This is a genomic window from Candidatus Arthromitus sp. SFB-mouse-NL (genome assembly GCF_000709435.1).
GTDB lineage: Bacteria > Bacillota > Clostridia > Clostridiales > Clostridiaceae > Dwaynesavagella.
On the sequence record NZ_CP008713.1, the window covers coordinates 520759 to 539471 of the forward strand.

An 18713-nucleotide genomic window follows, 5' to 3' on the forward strand; every position below is an offset into this window, starting at 1 on the left:
TTTAGTTTATGTTATTTTTTATATTATTTAGTCTTGAATCTATAGAGTTCATTAAAGTATTTTGTGTAGAGTTAGCATAATTGTTTATATTTAGATTATTGGCTTCCAGTATTTTTTTGATTTCTCCCAATTCGGAGTCAATATTATTGAGTTCAATTTCACTATAATTTGTATTAAAGTTATCTAAATAAGAATTTATATTATTCATATTTGAATTTATTTGATTAACAGAGTTTAATAAATTTTTTATTTTAGGGTCATTCATCTTATATTCCTCCAAAAAATAATTATAATATTAAATTATGTAAAAATAAACTTTAAAGGTTACAATTATAAAAATTAAATGTACATTTTTTAAAACAACAACTAATAAAATAAAAAAATAAAATAGAATTTTTGGAGGGTAATGTGACCAAAATTAAACTATTTAATTTTATTTTATTTATGAACTTTATTATATATATTTTTTCAAATTTAATTATATTTAAATATGTTACACAAAGTACATATTATGTATTTTACATGTGTTTAAGAGATATAATATTATTTTTATTTTCTATAGCACTGTATTTAAATTTTTATAATTCTAGAATAAGTTCAATGTTAGTATTTCCAAAATTAAACGGTAAAATTATTAAAAATTCAATAATAATTGGAGTTTCATTTTATTTAATAGCTAATGGTGCAAATTTAATTTTCACATCGATATTTAAATTTACTTTAGGTAATGGATTTTATTTGAATAGTATTTATATTAAGGATTATTTTGGTTTTGAATTTATTGTATATATTTTTATTCATACAATTTTTACAGAATTATTTTTTAGATGTATTTTAAAAGATGCATTTAGATTTTTATCAAATAAATCTAGATTAATATTAACATCTATTATATTTTCATTTTTCTTTTTTGGATTGTCACAAATTGTATATGGATTTATCATTGGCATTTTGCTCATGAGTTTTTTAGATAGGATAGGAAGTGTAACTACCATAATAATAACTAGTTTAACCATAAATATAGCTGATTATTTTGTTAGGGTAATTGGAAATAATTTTACACAAACTTTAATTTCATATAAAACATTTTTCAAGAGTACTGATGTATTTGTTAATCTTATATTTCCAATTATTATAATTCTTATTGGGATGATAATTTATTCGATTTTGAGAGAGAACATAAACATAAATACTAAATCAGTTTCAGCTTTACCTCCAAATGTTAAAGAAGGTAATTTTAATACTAGTATAGATAGTGTAGCAGATATTTATATTTTATTGTTTTTTGTAACATATTTTATTATCACATTCATAGGGTATAAAATATCTCTTTAATTAAATTTTTAGTTCAGCTTTGTCGATTTGGAGAATATATTGAATTGTTAGCTGTTTAAAAGGAGTATTATTTTATGTTTAAGAATAGATTAAGAAATTATGGTTTATGGGTATCTGTAGCAGCACTTATTCCTTTATTATTATCAGCATTTGGAATTAATCTTATTAATGAAGATAAATATGTACAGGTAATAAATTGTATATTGTCTATACTTGTAGCTCTAGGATTAATAAATAATCCAGATACAAATAATCGTTGGTATAAAGATGACAAAATAGAAGAGTGTAAAAATGAAAAGTTAAATTAGTTATTATTTGTGGGAATAAATGTTAACATTTATTCCCACTTTTTTGTATAAATAAACTCTATTATGGAAGTATAGATAATACATTAATAATAAAATGAGGATGAAATGAAGAATAAACCATTACTAAGAAGTGTAATAGTTATTTTATGTATAGGACTATTTATAGATTTACATATAGAAACTGTTTATGCTAATATGAATCTTAATGAGAATATTGCAAATATAGATAGGATTGAAAAGCACTGGTGGGGATATAGAAGGTATATTAGTAGTGATCAGATATCTAAATTTTCAACTGAACTTGATTTATTAGCAGCTGAGCTTAGTTTAATTGGGGGATTGACGACTCCTATAAGTTTTTTAAATCCTTTAGCTGGAGTTATTGTAGGTAGTATGTTTGAAATAACATCATCTTATTGTTGGTTGTTATCTACTTATTTTATCAAGATAGATAAAGGTAATGGTATTATTGTAGATTTTGCAAATGGATTTATATTTAGAGTAAGGGCTATGTAGATAGAGAGGACTAAAATAACTAGTCCTTCTCTTTTTGTTTATAGGTTTAACATCGAGTTCATATTGTATATTCCGGAATTTTTACCAAATAGATAGAGTGCAGCCTTTAATGCACCTTGTGCGAAAACATCACGTGATATAGCAGTGTGCTTTAATTCTATAATTTCATTATTTCCACCAAATAAAATTTCATGTGATCCTATCATGTTTCCACATCTTATTGAATGGACTCCTATTTCTTTTTTTTCACGTTTCTTTTCACCCAATCGTCCATGATTAAAATCAACATCTTCATTAAATTTATCCTTCACAAAATTATTTATTGTGTCCATGAGCATTATTGCAGTTCCACTAGGTGAATCAAGTTTTTGGTTATGATGTTTTTCGGTTATTTCTATATCATAATCTTTATAGAGTGATTGGAGTGCCGTTTTTAATAATTTTTGCAAAACGTTTATTCCAATACTCATGTTGTAAGATATAAAAATAGGGATTGTTTTGCTTGCATCGTTTATTTTATTTAATTGTTCTTTTGTATGACCAGTTGTGCAGATTACAATTCCTATTTTTTTGTTTAAGGCATAAGTTAAAATGCTATCTAATGAGTTTGGATGTGAGAAGTCGATTATTATATCAACCTTTTCTTGTACATCATTTATATTAAGATAGGTTTTAACTTTATTTTCATTATTTTGTTTATTATCAACACCACATATAATTTCTAAGTTATCATACGTGTGACTTAATTCCTCAATTGTTTTTCCCATACGTCCATTTATACCATTTAGAAGTATTTTTAACATTTTTCCTCCAAAGTTTTTTAGATTTTAAAGTAATTCAATATTTTTCATTTCGTCTTTTAATTTGTTTAAATTGTTTTGATCCATTTCTACAAGGGGTAATCTGAATCCTCCAACATTTTTACCCATTAAATTTAATGCAGTCTTTATTGGTATTGGATTTGTTTCTATGAAAAGTGAATTTGTAAAATTTAGATATTTAAGTTGAAGTTCTAATGATTTTTTGATATTGCCATTTATATATTCATGTGTGATATCATGAACGACTTTAGGAAGAATATTACCTAATACAGTAACTGTACCTTTTCCTCCTATACTCATAAATGGAACAATTTGATCATCATTTCCAGAATATAAGTCGATTTGAGGACAAAGCTTTCTATATAGTATAGCCTGGCTTATATTTCCAGAAGCTTCTTTGATTGAGGTAACATTTTTAAGTTTAGAAAGTTCAAGTAATATTTCAGGTGATATATTCATTCCAGTTCTTGAAGGAACGTTGTATGCCATAATTGGAAGATTAATATGATCATTTATAGTTTTAAAGTGTTCAATTAATCCTTTTTTAGAGGTTTTATTATAATACGGTGTTATAACTAATAGTCCATCAGCTCCAACTTCTTTTGAAAATTTAGAAAGTTCAAGAGTTTTTTGAGTATTATTTGTTCCAACTCCAGCAATTACTGGGATTTTTTTGTTTATAATTTCTATAGTTGTCTGAATTAATCTTTTCTTTTCGTTATCAGTGAGTGTAGAACCTTCCCCAGTAGTTCCACAAATTATAATTGCATCTGTGTTATTTTTAACATGCCAATTTAAAAGTTCTTCCAATTTGTTTAAATTAATATCACCATTTTCATTAAAAGGTGTAATAATGGCAACGCCTGAACCAATAAATAAACTCATAATATTACTCTCCTTTATTATTTAAAATATATTCAGCTATTTGAACTGCATTTAAGGCAGCCCCTTTTAGAATATTATCAGCAACAACCCAAATGTTTATTGCTTTGTCGCAAGACTCATCAAGTCTAATTCGGCCAACAAATACTTCATCTTTTCCAGAAATATATCTTGGCATTGGGTACTTATTTTTTTTAATATCATCTATTAATGTAATTCCTTTAAAATTTTTAAGCTCATTTAAAATATCGTCTAGTGTAAAGTCATTTTCAAATTCTACATTTATACTTTCACTGTGTGAATTTTCAATAGGAACCCTAACACAAGTAGCAGTTATTTTGAGAGATTCGTCTTGCAATATTTTCCTAGTTTCATTTATCATTTTCATTTCTTCTTTTGTATATCCATTATCAGTGAATACATCAATTTGAGGGATCAGATTTCCTTTTATTAAATATTGGAATTTGTTTAAATTTACTTCAATATCTACATCTAGATCTTTAATGCCTAAGTTCCCAGCACCTGAAACTGCTTGATAGGTTGAATAAATTATTCTTTTTATTTTAAATTTATCATGAAGTGGTTTAAGAGCTACGACAGCTTGTATAGTTGAGCAATTTGGATTTGCTATAATTCCATTATTTTTCAAAGCTTCTTTTCCATTAACTTCAGGAACTACAAGAGGTGTATTTTTATCCATTCTAAACGCACTAGAGTTATCAATAACAAGAGCATTTTTTTGTACAAATAAATGGGAAAATTTGAGGCTTGTATCACTGCCAGCAGAGAAGAATGCAAAATCTATATCATCTTTAATATTATCTCTGTTTAATTCAATAACTTCATATTCTTTATTTTTAAAATTAAGCTTGGACCCTTCAGATTTTTTGGAAGCGTATAGATAAATATTATTGACAGGAAAATTCCTTTCTTCTAATACTTTAAGAAAGGTTCTTCCTATTTTTCCTGTTGCACCAACAACAGCTACATTATATCGCATAGAAATAACCTCCAGATTTAAAATATAATATCTATTATAGTATAAATGAATTTAATTTAATAATCAAAAACTAATATAAAGTATATTTGAAATAAGTTGTGGTTAAACTGTTATTATATAAATATATACTTTTTTTGAAAGAGGTGATTTATTATAAGTAATAGTAGTTCTCTAAAAAGGGTAATAAAACAAAAGTTGAAGTCGAATAAGAAATTAACTGAATTAGAGCAATTAAGGGAAAATCTAAAGTATGAAATAGCTGAGGAGCTTGGACTGAAAGATAAAGTTGATAAATACGGATGGAGCGGGCTTACATCTAGTGAAACAGGAAAAATTGGTGGGATAATGACTAAAAGGAAGAAGGAATTGAATGTTCCTAAAAATTCGGATATATTGAATCGTTCAAAATAATAACCTTCTGTAAAAAATGGAGGTTTTTTGTTTTTTGATTATTGACTTTTATGTAGGAATTATGCATAATAATATCTGTGGTTTGTATTTGATTTGGCTGGATAGCTCAGTTGGTAGAGCAGAGGACTGAAAATCCTCGTGTCGCTGGTTCGATTCCTGCTCTAGCCACCAAAGAATTTAAGGCAGTGCAAAAGCACTGCCTTAAATATTTTTTGATTTTTCATAAATAAATGATTTAACTTCTTTATCTAGTTCAATAATGGTATTTAAATCTGGATTTTCTATAACTCCATAATGTGATAGAGATTTTTCAATTAAATTTTCTATATCTAAAAATGATATTTTCTTGGTTAAAAATAATCTAACAGCCTCTTCATTTGAAGAATTAAATACAGTTGTTGCTGTACCTCCAAGTTTACCAGCATCAAATGCCATTTTTACACAAGGATATCTAGATAAATCCACTTTAGAAAAGTTTAATGAGGATATTTCTTCAAAATTTAATGGTTTAAAATTTTTATTTTGTATTCTATCTGGATATGTCAGAGCGTATTGAATAGGAACCCTCATGTCTGGAGTTCCAAGTTGAGCTATTATACTTGAATCATTAAATTCGACCATCGAGTGTATGATACTTTCACGATGGAGTATTACTTTTATATTTTGATAATCTACATTGAATAGAAAGTGTGCTTCGATTATTTCAAGTCCTTTATTTGCCATTGTTGCAGAATCTATTGTTATTTTTGCCCCCATTGACCAATTTGGGTGTTTTAGTGCATCTTCAATAGTCACATTTTTAAGTTCTTCTCTTGTTTTATCTCTAAAACTCCCACCAGATGCTGTTAAAATTATATTTTTTATGTCCTCATGGGTTTTTCCATTTAAACATTGAAAGATAGCTGAATGTTCACTATCAAGTGGTATAAGTTCTACATTATATTGTTTGATTTTTTTATTTATTATGTGACCTGCTGTAACAAGGGTTTCTTTGTTTGCAAGAGCAATATTTTTATGAGATTCTATTGCGTATATTGTTGGAAGAAGTCCGATATTTCCAACTAAACTATTTATAATAGTATCTGATTTGTTAAATGTAGCAATCTCTAATAATCCTTCGTTTCCGTATGTGAATTTTATATTTGGATATTCCGCATGCATACGCTCAAAATCATCTTTATTTTTTAAGCATACAAGTTCTGGGGAAAAATGTTTTAAAATCTCTCTAAGTTTAGTTATATTTTCACCGATAGAGATTGAATTTAATTTAAATTTGTGTGGGTTATTCTTTATAACATCGAGAGATTGTATTCCAATGGAGCCTGTTGCTCCTAGAATAGAAATATTTTTCATTTTCAAAATCTCCTTATAAGTTAGTGTATGTATGCAAGTGATTTTATTTTATTTACTATGAGTTCAGGGTCAAGACCAGATATTTTTCTCAAGCTATTGGTATCCCCATGATGAAAGAAATTATTTTCAATTCCAAATATTTCGATGTCATTCTTATATTTATGCCTAATTGCAAATTCACAAATACCTGAACCGAATCCTCCAATTTTGCATGCTTCTTCTATTGTTACAATTGGTACATTTGATTTAAATATTTCATGAAGCATATCTTCATCCATTGGTTTTATAAAACGTGCATTTACAATTTTAATATTTATATTTTCACTCTTTAATGAGTTGCATATTTCGTGGGCAATATCAAGCATTGGACCGAAGGTTAAAATAGCTAAATCATTTCCTTCTTTTTCAACTGTCCATGAACCGAACCTGATATTTTTAAAATGCGGAACATGGGTTAATTCAGAATATCCTCGAGGATATCTATAGGATATGATTCCCTTATCTTCATAATTATAGAGACAATTATGCAATAAGTGTTGGGCTTCTATTTGATCTTTTGGCATTACTATTGATATGTTTGGTATTGGTCTAAGAAAGCTAATATCATAGATACCATGATGAGTATCGCCGTCACCTGTTGCGAAACCACATTTATCTATTGCAATTACCATATTTATATTTTGTCTTGCTATATCATGTATTATTTGGTCATACGCACGTTGTAGGAAAGTTGAATATACGAAAAATATTGGTTTGAGTTTTGATAAAGCTAATGCAGCAGAAAACGTTGCCCCGTGTTGTTCTGCTATTCCAACATCAAAAGTTCTATTTGGGAACTTATTTTTAAAAAATTCTAACTTAGAGCCTTTAGTCATTGCGGGTGTGATACAAATGATATTTTTATCCTTTTTTGCAAGATGTTCTACAGTTTCTGATATAACTGCCCCCCAGGCTCTATGATTTTGTTTTTTGGATTTAATTTTTAATCCAGTAGATTTATCAAAAGGACCAATACCATGCCATGATCCTACAGCATCATTTTCTGCATTATGAATTCCTTTTCCCTTTTTTGTGATTATGTGAAGAACACATGGTTTAGAAATATTTTTAATTTCAGTTAGATTATTTATTAAACTTTTGATATTGTGTCCATCGATTGGTCCGGAATAATGCAAATTCATACTTTGAAAAAAATTTTTAATTGAGTAATTTATTGATTCATTTTTTTTAAGATTGGATATGTATGATGACGAGTCATATATGTCTTTATTATTGCTATTTTTAGGAATTATGGCACAGATGTTTTTTGAGATGGACATTTGATTGTCATTTAAAATGATTATAAGTTTTCTTTGCTCATATCCAATATTATTTAGAGCTTCTAAAGCCATCCCACCAGTTAATGCACCATCACCTATAACTGAAACTATATTTTCTGACGTATTTTTAAAATCTCTGCTAACTGCAAATGCTAGGGCAGCAGATAAAGATGTTGAACTATGTCCTGTCTCCCAGACATCAAAATTACTCTCACTTCTTCTTGGGAATCCTGAGAGTCCATTAAATTTTCTTAGAGAATTAAAAAATTTTGCTCTACCTGTAAGAATTTTGTGAGCATAGCATTGATGGCCAACATCAAAGATTAGTTTATCTTTTTCAAAATTAAAAATATAATGTAGTGCTATTGTTAGTTCTATAACTCCAAGGTTTGAAGATACATGTCCACCTGTAGAACTTAATGATTCAATTAAAAAATCCCTTATTTGATCAGAAAGTAAGTAAAGTTCATCAATTGAAAGTTTCTTCAAAAAACTTGGATTATTTATTCTATATAAATGATCAAATTTTTTCATTTTCTTACCATCCTAAAATGTTTTTTAAATCAAAAGGATAGTTAATTATAACATTAAAACAACAATTAAAAAATTAAAATTGATTGATTTATTTAAATTTAATCTAAAACACTAGGATTATAAAAACAGGAAATAATATAGCACATATAATTAAGTTTATTAACAGCGTTCTATCATTTTTAGATTAATTTTTTGTATTAATACTACTATTTACTTTGTTTTTTTTGTTGGGATAATTTGATTGAATTGTTTGTTGATTTACTCTTTGAGCATAAGCATTTAAGACCATTGTATTATGAGTATTGGGAAGTGGAACGTATGCATGTATATCTTTATTTTTATCTAATGGGATTCTTATCATAGAGCTTGAAGATAAGTAGGTCGATATAATCATAGAAGAAACTAGAGAAGTGGCTAATAATAATTTTTTCATTTAACATCCTCCAAATTAATATTAAGTTAAAAATATTAAATAACTATTAATAAATTATACTATGAATATTTTAAATTGCAAGAGTTAAGTGGTTGGTTGCATACATTTTATATCCAAAATAGTTAATGATTTTGCATATAAAATTACACTTATTAACTAAAATACAAAATTAGATACAAATTTTTATAATTTGAATAGCTTAGTTTTTTATAGAAACCATAATAAAAATTTTTAAAACTGAGAAAACTTACTATTAGTAAAATTAAGGAGGAAATTAATTTGAATAGTAGGGTGAGTAGAAGTTTATTTATATTTTTTATGGTAGTTATTTATTGTTTTAATAGTGTTGTGACGGTATCGGCTATATCATTTTCAAAGAGTATAAATGGATATGATCTTTTGAGGGAAGAGTATGTTGAAACATTAAAATCAAAGGTTTTGTTATATGAACATAAAAAAAGCGGGGCTAAGATTATTCATATAAAAAATGATTCGAAATTAAAACTTTTTGATATAACGTTTAAAGTTCCTACAGTTAATAATAAAGGTACTAATCATATTTTAGAGCATATATTTTTTTCAGGATCTGAGAAATATCCGATCAAAGATGTATTCCCTGCATTGTTTTATTTGAATAATTTGGAGTATATAAATGCAGCAACGGATACAAATTATGTTACATATTACGTATCTTCAAGGGATAATAACCAGTTAAAAACTATTATTGATTATTATTTAAGTGCTTTATTTTATCCAATTGTATATAAGGAAGAAAATATTTTTAAGCAAGAAGGATGGAGATTTGAGTTAGAAGAGATGAATTCTCCATTAAAGTTAACAGGTGTTGTTTTAAATGAGATGAAGGGTTATGTTTTTAATAATGAATTTTATAAATCAATTGCAGCCGTAGACAGTTTATATAAGGGAGCTCCTGGATCATTTAATGGTGGTGGAGATCCTTATGTTATACCAGAGTTAACTTTAGAAGAATTGTTAGAGTCGCATAAAAAATATTATGTTCCTTCAAATTGTTTGGTAATACTCTATGGTGACATTGACACTAATGAGGTACTTAAGTTTATGGATAAAGAGCATTTAAGTTTGCACGATAGAAAAGAACAGATTCAAGAATATAATATCAGTGACAATTTAAGTGAGAAGGTTTATACAAATTTGAAATATCCTGTGCCAGAGAGGGAAAACAGGAACAATAAGCACATCTTTATTAATTCTTTTGCTACAGGAAGTATTAATGATGTGAGAGAAAGCTTTGCTATTAAGTTTTTGGTTTCAATGATGGGTGCGGAATTTTCTGGAATAGAAAAGCGGTTTAATGAGATGAATATCGGAACGGATTTTTCAATTGATTTTAGAAATGTTGGGTCGAAACAATCTTACGTAATGTTCTCTGCTAATTCGGAGCAAGAGTTTGGGGAAGAGTTTGAAAAATTTATTTATAGAGAACTTGAGAATTTTAGGGATAATATTTTAAATGAAGAGTACTTGGAGAATTATTATAATATAACGAGCAATATCATAAATAGGAAGATAACGGATACGCCTGATAGTTTTGTTATGTGGAATGTGATAAATGCTTGGTCATCAGGTGGAGATATCATAGATAGTATTAGATTTTATGAGAACTTGGAGTATCTAAAAGAATATGGAGTAGAAGATTTTATTAACATAATTGATATGCATTTTATAAATAATAAGCATTCAGCTTTTGTAACACTTGAGCCTGATTTTGGAATAATTGAAGAGAAGGAGAGAATCTTAAGAGAAGGTCTTAATAATTATAAGGAATCTATGAGTGAAAATGAAAAAGTTAATTTGATTAATGAAACAAATGATTTTAATTCATGGATTGAGCAAGAAGATTCTATGGTTGTACTTGAAAAGTTATCTAATCCATTTAAAAATGAACACAATAAGCTTGGTGACGCTAAGGTTCAAAGTAAGAATGGAATTTATGAATATGTTTGGGGAAAAATCGGTGAAAATGATTTTATAAATGTATCTCTTAACTTTGATTCGCGAACAGTTCCAAAGAGTAAACTACATTATTTAGCTTTGTTTTCTGATTTGATGAAAGAAGGATTTGGTACTTATGATAAAACAAATATAGAATTGATGAGTGATATTAAACAAACACTATTTAATCTTAATATAACATTAGAGGAAAATTTAAATTGTTTTGATGGGAATATTTATAATCCAACCTTTAGGATATCATTTGATACTACTAAAAATAATTTAGATAGATCTGTAAAGTTATTAAATGAGTTTATAAACAACATAAATTTTAAAAATGTAGATTTATTACAAAATAATTTTAATAGATTGAAATTCTACTATGAGTCAAATTTAATTAATCCTAGCATCGTTTATTATGAAATTGATGGATCAAATTATGATGGGGGAAAATATAAAAATTATGTGAAGGGATTGCCTTATATAAAATTTTTAATCAATGTATTTGGGAAATATGGAGAGGATCACGATTTTATACATACTGTTAACAAGGAAATTCAAAATGTTAGTAATACGGTGTTTAATATAAACAATTTAAAAATCGGAGTTGTTTCTAATAATGAGAATTATAAGCTTGTTAAAAAGAATTTGGAGTCAAATTTATTACCTAATTTGAGGAATAATACAAATAGGAAATATAAATATAAATTTGATGCAGTAAGGGAAAGAATATCAATAAAAGCTCCATCTCCAAATGTGACATTGTATGCATTATTAAATTTTAAGGCTAGTGGTAGAAATTATACACCTAAGTTCTTAGTTGCAGAGTCAGTTTTGGGTGAATATTTGTATAGGAATATGAGGGTTAAGAATGGTGCATATCAGGTAAATTCTTTGGCTACAACTCAAGGAACATTTGCTGTTGTTGCAGGATTTTCTCCGGTATTGAAGGAACAAATAAAAGTTGTAAATAATATAGGTAATTATTTAAGTGAAATAGATATAACTGAATCATTACTTGAAAAATATAAGATAATAACTATTTCATCTCTTGCAAATACTTGCGATGAAATTGATAGAGCAAAAACAGAAGTACATAATTATTTGATAGGGATGACTAAGAAAGAATTTAAAAATATGATCGATGAGATTAAGTCAACAACGATTCAAGATATTAAAAGTATTGGGAAAACTATTTCAGATATTGGTTTTAATAAGATAGGTGTGTTTGGCAATATGAACATAATAGAAGATAGCAGCAAGAATTTCAGCAATATTTTTACTTTACCACTTAAAGAATAGTTTAAGGGTGTATCAAATTTAATTTGATACACCTTTTATTTGGTATCTGCTAAGTAACAATTAATATTAAATTTTCATATATTAATATGTACTTAAATTATAGAGAGGCTATTCATGGATCAATATATAAGTAGTTTGAAGAGGTTAGTAGAAGAAAATTATGACATAACAATATTTGATATAATAAAATTCAAAAATATTTATAAGATATCGGCGGTTGAGGGAAATTTTTGTTTAAAGCAATGTAAATATAAATTTAGTAAATTCAAATATATATTGGATGTTTTGGATTATTTAAAAAAACAAGAATTTGATAATGTTTTGAGTATAATTGAAACGTATTCAGAGGGGAAATACATTGAGCTTAATGGTGTTTATTTTTATATGACCAAGTGGTTAGAAAGCCGTGAATTAAATTATAGCAATTATTATGATGTTATACGAGCATCACAAAATATTGCTAATTTTCATAATTACACAAAAGGATATAAGCCCTCACAAAATATTTTGCCAGACTCTAGATGGATGAAGTGGATTGATCTTTTTAATTCTAAGCTTAGTGATATTATTTCATTTAAAGAGTTATTACAAGATAGAAATGATTTAAACACATTTGATAAAATTTATTTGGAAAATGTGAATAAAAATGTTGATTTAGCCAAGGAAAGTATTGAATTGTTGTATAAGTTTGAGTACGAAAAAATTATAAATGAGCATTCTAAACTGGGTTATATTTGTCATCATGATTTGGCAAATCATAATCTATTGATCGATTCAAAAGGGAAAATTTATTTTATAGATTTTGATTATGTAATTTTAGATACTTATCTTCATGATTTAGGAAGTTTTATTAATAGATGTTTGAAGCTCGGTAATTGGAATGAGCATAAATTTAATATGGTGATTAATTCCTATAGAGATGTTAAGTATTTACCTAGACGTGAAATTTTGCTTACACTTTCTTTTATATTGTTTCCAAATGATTTTTGGCAAATAGGTATTCAGCGTTATAGAGAGAGTATTGGGTGGGATAATGAGAAATTTTTAAAACGTTTAAATAGATCTGAAAATGATAAAGATGATAGGACGAATTTTATAAGAAGTATAATTTTTAAATAGTTTTGTAGGAGTTCTTATGAGTTTGAAAAGTTTTGCTATCTCAAAAAAAATATATGAGTTTGAAGAATTTCAAAAAAATAGAGTGAAGGATTACACGGAAGGAGGTATTTTTGAGCATATTAATATACTTTCTGATTTACATGGACGTTTGAGGGGATGTCCAATACCTTTAACTAATTTGATTAATAAGATGGTAGAAAATTTTAAGATTTCAGAAATGTTTTTAAGTCAAGATATTGAGAGATATAGATTTAATTCAAGAAATGAATTTGAAGAAAATGTAGCACGATTTGGTGAAAAGATATTATATAGAATAAGGAAAATATTAGATATAATACATGAAAATAATTATGAAAACATGATATTAAGAAGTATAAGAAATAAAGAAATTTGCGTTTATAATGTGAATATTAATGATTTTTGTGTTGATTCAGATTCTAAAATATATGTAAGAAATATTAATAATTTTTGTGAAAATATTTTAGAGTATGATTATGTGAAGTTTTTTACCAGATTGAAAAGATCAAATAGAAACATTGAATTTATTAAAATGTGTTCTTATGTTTGTAGCAAAGAGAATTTTGGGATTAATAGTTATAATTTTATTTTGGCTTGCACGAGTTTTCCATATGAATTTGTAAAAGTTATATCAAGATATAGAGATTTAGGGCGTGAATTATCTGATTATTCTAGAGAGTGTGATTTTGGTGACGTCTTAATTAAGGATGGAGAGAGTCTTGTATGATTAATCAAGATATAGATATTTTGGATTTAAATGAATATAATTTGTCTTATGATTTTTTAAATAGTGTTATAGGAATAGATGTGAATGAATGTTACCCGTATAAAAATGGATTTTTTATAATTGATCAAAATGGAAATAATTATTTGATATTTAAAATTTTGGAGAGGGATGTAGAAAAATATATTCAGATATTTGATGTTTTACAGAATATAAATTCCATAAATAGATCAATTCAAGGTATGCATTTTTTTATGGGTAATAAATATTTTATAGATAAGTCCACAGGGCATTATTATGTTGTATTTAATTATCCCAACGGGGAATATATTAAGTGGCTAGATTTTAATATTAATTCTATCAAAGATATTTTAATTAATTTTTACAATGGATCTCAGGATATTCTTAAAGATTTGTATAATTTTAATTTAAAAGAAGATGTAAAGTTACTGACCATAGGTGATGAGGTAAAAGAAATAGATGAATATCTTTTAAACATACAAAACATAGAAATTTTCATTTTGCATAAGTACAATAAGGATAGGTTTGATGATTTATTTCTTGAAAATAAAACTTACATGAAGGATGAGCTAATAAAAATTAGAAAGTTTTTCACTAGCTCTAAGTTTAAAAATTACGTTAGTAACCATAAAAATATAAGATTTATAAATGGAAATTTATCGAATAAGTCTTTTATATTTAATAATGATAGAAGTTATATTATAAATTTTTATAATGCATCTATTGATTTATTTATTAAGGACATAGGTATTTTATCTGAGAAGGCAATATTCAATATTAATATGGATGAGTTTAAAACATTTATTATAAATTTTTTGAGTAACTTTGAAGGAAATATTAATGAACATATAGAGATGTTATTTAATTATATTAGACTTAATAATCGCATGTTTAAATGGTTTAATACTCAATACAAAAATATTCATTATAGTGGTAGAAAAGTTGATTTAGATAGTAAGATATCAGAAATTTATATGTATAAACAAAATATTAACGATTTTATAAATATATTATCCTTCACTTAGTGTGAAGGTTTTTTTATAGTTTGTTGTTATTTATAATGTGTTTTAATAGAGAATCGCATCCAGCTTTAACGAGTTCAAATGTTAAATCAAAATTTCTTGTATAATAAGGATCAGGAATAAATTTATGTGATGTATTTTCAATAAAATCTGTTAATTTATACACTTTTATATTAGGATTTATGTTCATGACATCATTCATATTTGAATCATCCATAACAATTATATAATCGTTTGTATTTAAATCTTTTTCTGTAAGTTTCTCAGATACAATGTTTGAAAAGTCTATGTTTAATTTTTTAAGGATCGTTTGAGTACCATGATGAGGAGGATTTCCCACATTGTATCCAGATGTAGCCCTAGATGATACGTTGATTTTATCACTAAGATTATTTTTTTTGATGATATGTCGCATATAGGCCTCACTCATTGGAGATCTACAAATATTACCTAAACATATGAATAAAACATTGACCAAAGTAATCACCTCAAATATAATTTTCTTAAGATTATATCATAATATAATTATAAATAGATGTTGTTTTTATTGGTATATTTCGTATAAAATTAAGTATAGACTCAAATACTAACTATTAAGATAATAATCAGTAGGGGTGAAATAAGAAGAATGTACATATATTCACACTTAAACATAACAGATGTTTTAGAAATAATTAGGAAAGTGAATCCCGTAAAGATATTAGACGTTAATGTTGGATTTGGACGTTGGGGCATTTTGTGTAGAGAATTATTAGAGAGAGACAATATAGGAAAGGTTCGAAGGCCTGACTTATGGAATATTAAGATAGACGGAATAGAAAATATCACTAGTTCTTGTATACAAACCTATCATGATATCTTTTATGATAATATATATAGGCAAGATTTAGAGGGATTCTTTAAAAACCATTTAGCACTATATGATTTAACAATTTTTTCAAATGTATTGGAATATAGGTCAAGAGAAGAAAGTATTAGAATGTTAAGTAGTGCGATGGAGATATCGAGATTTATATTGGTTTATGTTAAACTTGGAAAACATAATGATCAATACACACCAGATGAAAGACAAGTTAGTATCTGGAAAAAAGAGGATTTTAATGGATATGATGTTGTTAACAATATCATTTTAAATGATAGATATGGAAATAAATATGGGATTTTCTTGATTGAGTGTAATACGATTAAGAGAATATACAATAAAAATGTTGTTATATATGGAATAGATGATTATTTTGATTTATGTGTTAAACCATTTATAGATGAAAATAAAATCATATGTTTTATGGAAGAGAATGTATTTAAACAAGGACTTTTTCATATGGGAAAGATAATTCATACTATAAAGGGAGTTAAAAAAATAAAGGATGATTTTGTAATAATAATAGCAAGTGTATTTTATAGAGAAATAAGGAAAAAACTTGAGGCCGCTAGCTTATATAATTTTATATAATTGTAATTTTTGACGCAAGACCTAATTCTTGTGTCTTATTATTTTTTAAAGGATATTTTTCATTTAATATTGAATTCTTGGTTTAATATAATTTTAATAATGTTCTAGAAATAATTTATTTTAAATAATGTAAAATTGATTGAAGTTTTTTAAAAATAATGTATTTAATGAATGATTTATTTAGGAGAGATTGATATTATGGACAATTTGAGTACAGAGGTAGTCACAGGAAAAGTTCGTTTTAATTGTGTGTATTTATGGGAACCTAGAATTATTAATAGTAATCCTGAATATTCAGTATGTTTATTAATACCAAAATCAGATGAAAGGACACTGAATGATATTAGACAGGCTATGAAAAATGCAAAGGAAATAGGGATAAGTATTTTAAATTACAATATGGATTTAGATCTTAAAATGCCATTAAGAGATGGCGATATTGAAAGATCAGATGAGGTTTACGAAGGATGTTATTTTATGTATGCTAGTAGTGCTAATAAGCCATTTATATTAGATGAATTTAACAATCAAATTAATAATAAGGAAGATTTTTATAATGGTTGTTATGGATATGCATCAATTAATTTTTATGCTTTTAATACAGATAAGAATAAAGGTATAGCGTGTAGGATTAATAATATTGTCAAGATTGAAAATGGAGATTTACTAGATGATAAATCGACTGTAAAAGAAGATATGATATCTATAGAGGCTATAAAATTAGAAAATTTAGAAGGTTTTATGGTTTAGTGAAATTATATAAATTTAGATATAAAGTATTTTGTTTCATAGAAGTTTGAAACTTGTTTGTTATAGAGTTCTATAGGGCAAATGCAGAGCATTTGCTCTATATTTTTTATAGGAAAAGATACAATTAATTTAATGATTTCTCATTAAAAGATACTATTTCAAAATTTTATATTTGTATATAATTAAAACATTAAATAGAACAAGCAAAACAATATATAAATAATTTTTAGTAGATGATTAATATGTTAAAAGATAAGATTAAGAAGATAGTATCAGCGGTGGTTTTAGGGGCATTGTTAACAATTGGAGTAGGAAGTATAAAATCAATGGCAACAACAGACAATACACAACAACAAAATTTATAAGAAGTTTATATGGACTTTGATAGTGTAGACGGAGATTATTATGAATATGAAGGTTATTATGAATATGATGAGTCTACTTACTCTGAGATTATAAAAGAATTGCTAGATGCAGGATATATAGATCAAGCTAAAGCTGATAGGTTTATACAAAATATTAATTCTGAATCAGTACAAGCGGAAATTATTAAAGAGTATAATTTATATGCAGTTGATTCATATGTAAAAGAAGTATATTATAGTGCGGAAGCTGGGGAATTAGAGAAGCAGTTAATAGAAGCACAATATGTAGAGAATGATGCACTAGTTGAAGAGTTAAATAATAAATATATGGAACAATTAGAAAAAGATGGAGTGGTTTTTGATCTTTATGATGATACGTATTATCAAGATGCTGTGGATCATCTATTGAGTGAAGGATATATAGATCAAGCTAAAGCTGATAGGTTTACACAAAACATTGATTCTGAATCAGTACAAGCAGAAATTGTTAAAGATTATACTTTATACGCAATTGATTTATGGGTAAAAGATGGATATTACAGTGAAGAGACTGGAAAATTAGATAAACAAATATTAGAAGCAGAATATGCGGGGAATGATTCACTAGCTGAAGAGTTAAGGAATAAATATATGGAACAATTAGAGAATGATGAACTAGCAAGTTTTTATGAACTTGGATAAGAAATTATTTAGATATGATGGTATTTTAAGAAAGCTTTATAATAAAGCTTTCTTTTTTTATGTGAGTGTATCTTTTACATAAACAACATCACAATTTAAATGAGTGAATAATGGTTCTATTGATGTTTTGAATTCTCCAATTTCGTAATTTAAAGATTGGTTAAATAAAATTTGATTTGTTACATTGTTCATAACTAATAGATTTCCACTTGAAATATCATAGGTAACTGATAAGTCTGTATCATTAGATCTTATGTAATTTAATAAATCGTCGATTGAGTCGAACATAATAACACCTCCTAATTTATACATAATTTAATTATTTCAAGTAAATTAGAAATTATTCAACATATTTTAAAAAAATTAGTTTGT

Annotated in this window: 21 protein-coding genes and 1 tRNA gene; 13 read left to right on the top strand and 9 right to left on the bottom strand. The window is 26.3% G+C overall.

Going from position 1 to position 18713, the window contains the following annotated elements:
* Position 1: 1 nt before the first annotated feature.
* Entirely contained in the window at positions 2-265 is a 264-nt protein-coding gene (locus SFBMNL_RS02540; protein ID WP_005806774.1) for a hypothetical protein, read from the bottom strand.
* 143 nt (positions 266-408) lie between these two features.
* Between SFBMNL_RS02540 and SFBMNL_RS02545 the strand changes: the two genes are divergently transcribed.
* From SFBMNL_RS02545 to SFBMNL_RS02555, 3 genes are all read left to right on the top strand, one after another.
* The gene (locus SFBMNL_RS02545) at positions 409-1335 is read left to right on the top strand and encodes a type II CAAX prenyl endopeptidase Rce1 family protein (RefSeq protein WP_014017873.1); all 927 of its coding nucleotides are present in this window, start codon (positions 409-411) and stop codon (positions 1333-1335) included.
* A gap of 74 nt (positions 1336-1409) precedes the next feature.
* On the top strand, positions 1410-1643 hold the full coding sequence (locus tag SFBMNL_RS02550) for a phage holin (RefSeq protein WP_005806770.1): 234 nt from the start codon (positions 1410-1412) through the stop codon (positions 1641-1643).
* A gap of 105 nt (positions 1644-1748) precedes the next feature.
* The gene (locus SFBMNL_RS02555; RefSeq protein WP_005806768.1) at positions 1749-2159 is read left to right on the top strand and encodes a hypothetical protein; all 411 of its coding nucleotides are present in this window, start codon (positions 1749-1751) and stop codon (positions 2157-2159) included.
* A 38-nt stretch (positions 2160-2197) separates the two neighbouring features.
* Here the strand turns inward: SFBMNL_RS02555 and dapB are convergent, their stop codons facing one another.
* The 3 genes from dapB to SFBMNL_RS02570 are packed head-to-tail and all read right to left on the bottom strand — an operon-like array spanning position 2198 to position 4862.
* Positions 2198-2962: a 4-hydroxy-tetrahydrodipicolinate reductase gene (dapB, locus tag SFBMNL_RS02560; protein ID WP_005806766.1), complete on the bottom strand. Its 765-nt coding sequence runs from the start codon at positions 2960-2962 to the stop codon at positions 2198-2200.
* A gap of 24 nt (positions 2963-2986) precedes the next feature.
* On the bottom strand, positions 2987-3865 hold the full coding sequence (gene dapA, locus SFBMNL_RS02565; protein ID WP_042294396.1) for a 4-hydroxy-tetrahydrodipicolinate synthase: 879 nt from the start codon (positions 3863-3865) through the stop codon (positions 2987-2989).
* 4 nt (positions 3866-3869) lie between these two features.
* Positions 3870-4862, bottom strand: coding sequence for an aspartate-semialdehyde dehydrogenase (locus SFBMNL_RS02570; RefSeq protein ID WP_005806762.1), 993 nt, complete (start codon positions 4860-4862; stop codon positions 3870-3872).
* A gap of 153 nt (positions 4863-5015) precedes the next feature.
* Between SFBMNL_RS02570 and SFBMNL_RS02575 the strand changes: the two genes are divergently transcribed.
* Together SFBMNL_RS02575 and SFBMNL_RS02580 are read left to right on the top strand one after the other, a co-directional pair.
* On the top strand, positions 5016-5273 hold the full coding sequence (locus tag SFBMNL_RS02575; protein ID WP_242821370.1) for a small, acid-soluble spore protein, alpha/beta type: 258 nt from the start codon (positions 5016-5018) through the stop codon (positions 5271-5273).
* Positions 5274-5368: 95 nt separating this feature from the next.
* Positions 5369-5444: transfer RNA gene (locus tag SFBMNL_RS02580), tRNA-Phe, on the top strand.
* 30 nt (positions 5445-5474) lie between these two features.
* Here the strand turns inward: SFBMNL_RS02580 and dxr are convergent.
* The 3 genes from dxr to SFBMNL_RS02595 form a co-directional block, all read right to left on the bottom strand.
* Positions 5475-6626 carry a 1-deoxy-D-xylulose-5-phosphate reductoisomerase gene (gene dxr / locus SFBMNL_RS02585; RefSeq protein WP_005806759.1) on the bottom strand — a complete coding sequence of 384 codons (1152 nt, stop codon included), beginning with the start codon at positions 6624-6626 and terminating at the stop codon, positions 5475-5477.
* 20 nt (positions 6627-6646) lie between these two features.
* On the bottom strand, positions 6647-8479 hold the full coding sequence (dxs, locus tag SFBMNL_RS02590) for a 1-deoxy-D-xylulose-5-phosphate synthase (protein WP_042294400.1): 1833 nt from the start codon (positions 8477-8479) through the stop codon (positions 6647-6649).
* A 184-nt stretch (positions 8480-8663) separates the two neighbouring features.
* Positions 8664-8912, bottom strand: coding sequence for a hypothetical protein (locus tag SFBMNL_RS02595; protein WP_042294402.1), 249 nt, complete (start codon positions 8910-8912; stop codon positions 8664-8666).
* Between the two features lie 279 nt (positions 8913-9191).
* On the opposite strand from SFBMNL_RS02595, the gene SFBMNL_RS02600 reads away from it, so the two are divergent.
* The 4 genes from SFBMNL_RS02600 (at position 9192) to SFBMNL_RS02615 (ending at position 15095) form a co-directional block, all read left to right on the top strand.
* Positions 9192-12188 (top strand): insulinase family protein, encoded by a 2997-nt coding sequence (locus tag SFBMNL_RS02600; protein ID WP_007440787.1) that lies wholly within the window; start codon positions 9192-9194, stop codon positions 12186-12188.
* Positions 12189-12302: 114 nt separating this feature from the next.
* Entirely contained in the window at positions 12303-13307 is a 1005-nt protein-coding gene (locus SFBMNL_RS02605) for a CotS family spore coat protein (protein WP_005806752.1), read from the top strand.
* Between the two features lie 16 nt (positions 13308-13323).
* Positions 13324-14052 (top strand): hypothetical protein, encoded by a 729-nt coding sequence (locus SFBMNL_RS02610; RefSeq protein WP_005806751.1) that lies wholly within the window; start codon positions 13324-13326, stop codon positions 14050-14052.
* Positions 14049-15095, top strand: coding sequence for a spore coat protein S (locus tag SFBMNL_RS02615; RefSeq protein WP_042294404.1), 1047 nt, complete (start codon positions 14049-14051; stop codon positions 15093-15095). Before SFBMNL_RS02610 ends, SFBMNL_RS02615 begins: the two co-directional genes overlap by 4 nt.
* 13 nt (positions 15096-15108) lie before the next feature.
* On the opposite strand, the gene SFBMNL_RS02620 is transcribed toward SFBMNL_RS02615, so the two are convergent.
* Complete coding sequence (locus tag SFBMNL_RS02620) at positions 15109-15579, bottom strand: low molecular weight protein-tyrosine-phosphatase (protein WP_014518687.1); 471 nt, start codon at positions 15577-15579, stop codon at positions 15109-15111.
* 141 nt (positions 15580-15720) lie between these two features.
* On the opposite strand from SFBMNL_RS02620, the gene SFBMNL_RS02625 reads away from it, so the two are divergent.
* From SFBMNL_RS02625 to SFBMNL_RS02635, 4 genes are all read left to right on the top strand, one after another.
* Positions 15721-16545, top strand: coding sequence for a hypothetical protein (locus SFBMNL_RS02625; RefSeq protein ID WP_005806745.1), 825 nt, complete (start codon positions 15721-15723; stop codon positions 16543-16545).
* A gap of 198 nt (positions 16546-16743) precedes the next feature.
* Complete coding sequence (locus SFBMNL_RS02630; RefSeq protein ID WP_042294406.1) at positions 16744-17295, top strand: DUF2815 family protein; 552 nt, start codon at positions 16744-16746, stop codon at positions 17293-17295.
* Positions 17296-17528: 233 nt separating this feature from the next.
* Positions 17529-17660 (top strand): hypothetical protein, encoded by a 132-nt coding sequence (locus SFBMNL_RS08525; RefSeq protein WP_005806742.1) that lies wholly within the window; start codon positions 17529-17531, stop codon positions 17658-17660.
* 9 nt (positions 17661-17669) lie between these two features.
* Positions 17670-18341 (top strand): hypothetical protein, encoded by a 672-nt coding sequence (locus SFBMNL_RS02635; protein ID WP_042294409.1) that lies wholly within the window; start codon positions 17670-17672, stop codon positions 18339-18341.
* A gap of 57 nt (positions 18342-18398) precedes the next feature.
* Here SFBMNL_RS02635 and SFBMNL_RS02640 read toward each other — a convergent pair whose 3' ends face one another.
* A complete protein-coding gene (locus tag SFBMNL_RS02640) occupies positions 18399-18629 on the bottom strand; it encodes a hypothetical protein (protein WP_007439870.1) in 231 nt (76 codons plus the stop codon).
* Between the last annotated feature and the right edge of the window lie 84 nt (positions 18630-18713).

Excerpts from the sequence above, each read along its gene's own strand:
- dxs (WP_042294400.1), bottom strand. The coding sequence starts at position 8,479 with ATGAAAAAATTTGATCATTTATATAGAATAAATAATCCAAGTTTTTTG.
- SFBMNL_RS02540 (WP_005806774.1), bottom strand. The coding sequence starts at position 265 with ATGAATGACCCTAAAATAAAAAATTTATTAAACTCTGTTAATCAAATA.
- dapA (WP_042294396.1), bottom strand. The coding sequence starts at position 3,865 with ATGAGTTTATTTATTGGTTCAGGCGTTGCCATTATTACACCTTTTAAT.
- SFBMNL_RS02570 (WP_005806762.1), bottom strand. The coding sequence starts at position 4,862 with ATGCGATATAATGTAGCTGTTGTTGGTGCAACAGGAAAAATAGGAAGA.
- SFBMNL_RS02610 (WP_005806751.1), top strand. The coding sequence starts at position 13,324 with ATGAGTTTGAAAAGTTTTGCTATCTCAAAAAAAATATATGAGTTTGAA.
- SFBMNL_RS02635 (WP_042294409.1), top strand. The coding sequence starts at position 17,670 with ATGGACTTTGATAGTGTAGACGGAGATTATTATGAATATGAAGGTTAT.
- SFBMNL_RS02630 (WP_042294406.1), top strand. The coding sequence starts at position 16,744 with ATGGACAATTTGAGTACAGAGGTAGTCACAGGAAAAGTTCGTTTTAAT.
- SFBMNL_RS02615 (WP_042294404.1), top strand. The coding sequence starts at position 14,049 with ATGATTAATCAAGATATAGATATTTTGGATTTAAATGAATATAATTTG.
- dxr (WP_005806759.1), bottom strand. The coding sequence starts at position 6,626 with ATGAAAAATATTTCTATTCTAGGAGCAACAGGCTCCATTGGAATACAA.
- SFBMNL_RS02625 (WP_005806745.1), top strand. The coding sequence starts at position 15,721 with ATGTACATATATTCACACTTAAACATAACAGATGTTTTAGAAATAATT.
- SFBMNL_RS08525 (WP_005806742.1), top strand. The coding sequence starts at position 17,529 with ATGATTAATATGTTAAAAGATAAGATTAAGAAGATAGTATCAGCGGTG.
- SFBMNL_RS02555 (WP_005806768.1), top strand. The coding sequence starts at position 1,749 with ATGAAGAATAAACCATTACTAAGAAGTGTAATAGTTATTTTATGTATA.
- SFBMNL_RS02595 (WP_042294402.1), bottom strand. The coding sequence starts at position 8,912 with ATGAAAAAATTATTATTAGCCACTTCTCTAGTTTCTTCTATGATTATA.
- dapB (WP_005806766.1), bottom strand. The coding sequence starts at position 2,962 with ATGTTAAAAATACTTCTAAATGGTATAAATGGACGTATGGGAAAAACA.
- SFBMNL_RS02605 (WP_005806752.1), top strand. The coding sequence starts at position 12,303 with ATGGATCAATATATAAGTAGTTTGAAGAGGTTAGTAGAAGAAAATTAT.
- SFBMNL_RS02550 (WP_005806770.1), top strand. The coding sequence starts at position 1,410 with ATGTTTAAGAATAGATTAAGAAATTATGGTTTATGGGTATCTGTAGCA.
- SFBMNL_RS02640 (WP_007439870.1), bottom strand. The coding sequence starts at position 18,629 with ATGTTCGACTCAATCGACGATTTATTAAATTACATAAGATCTAATGAT.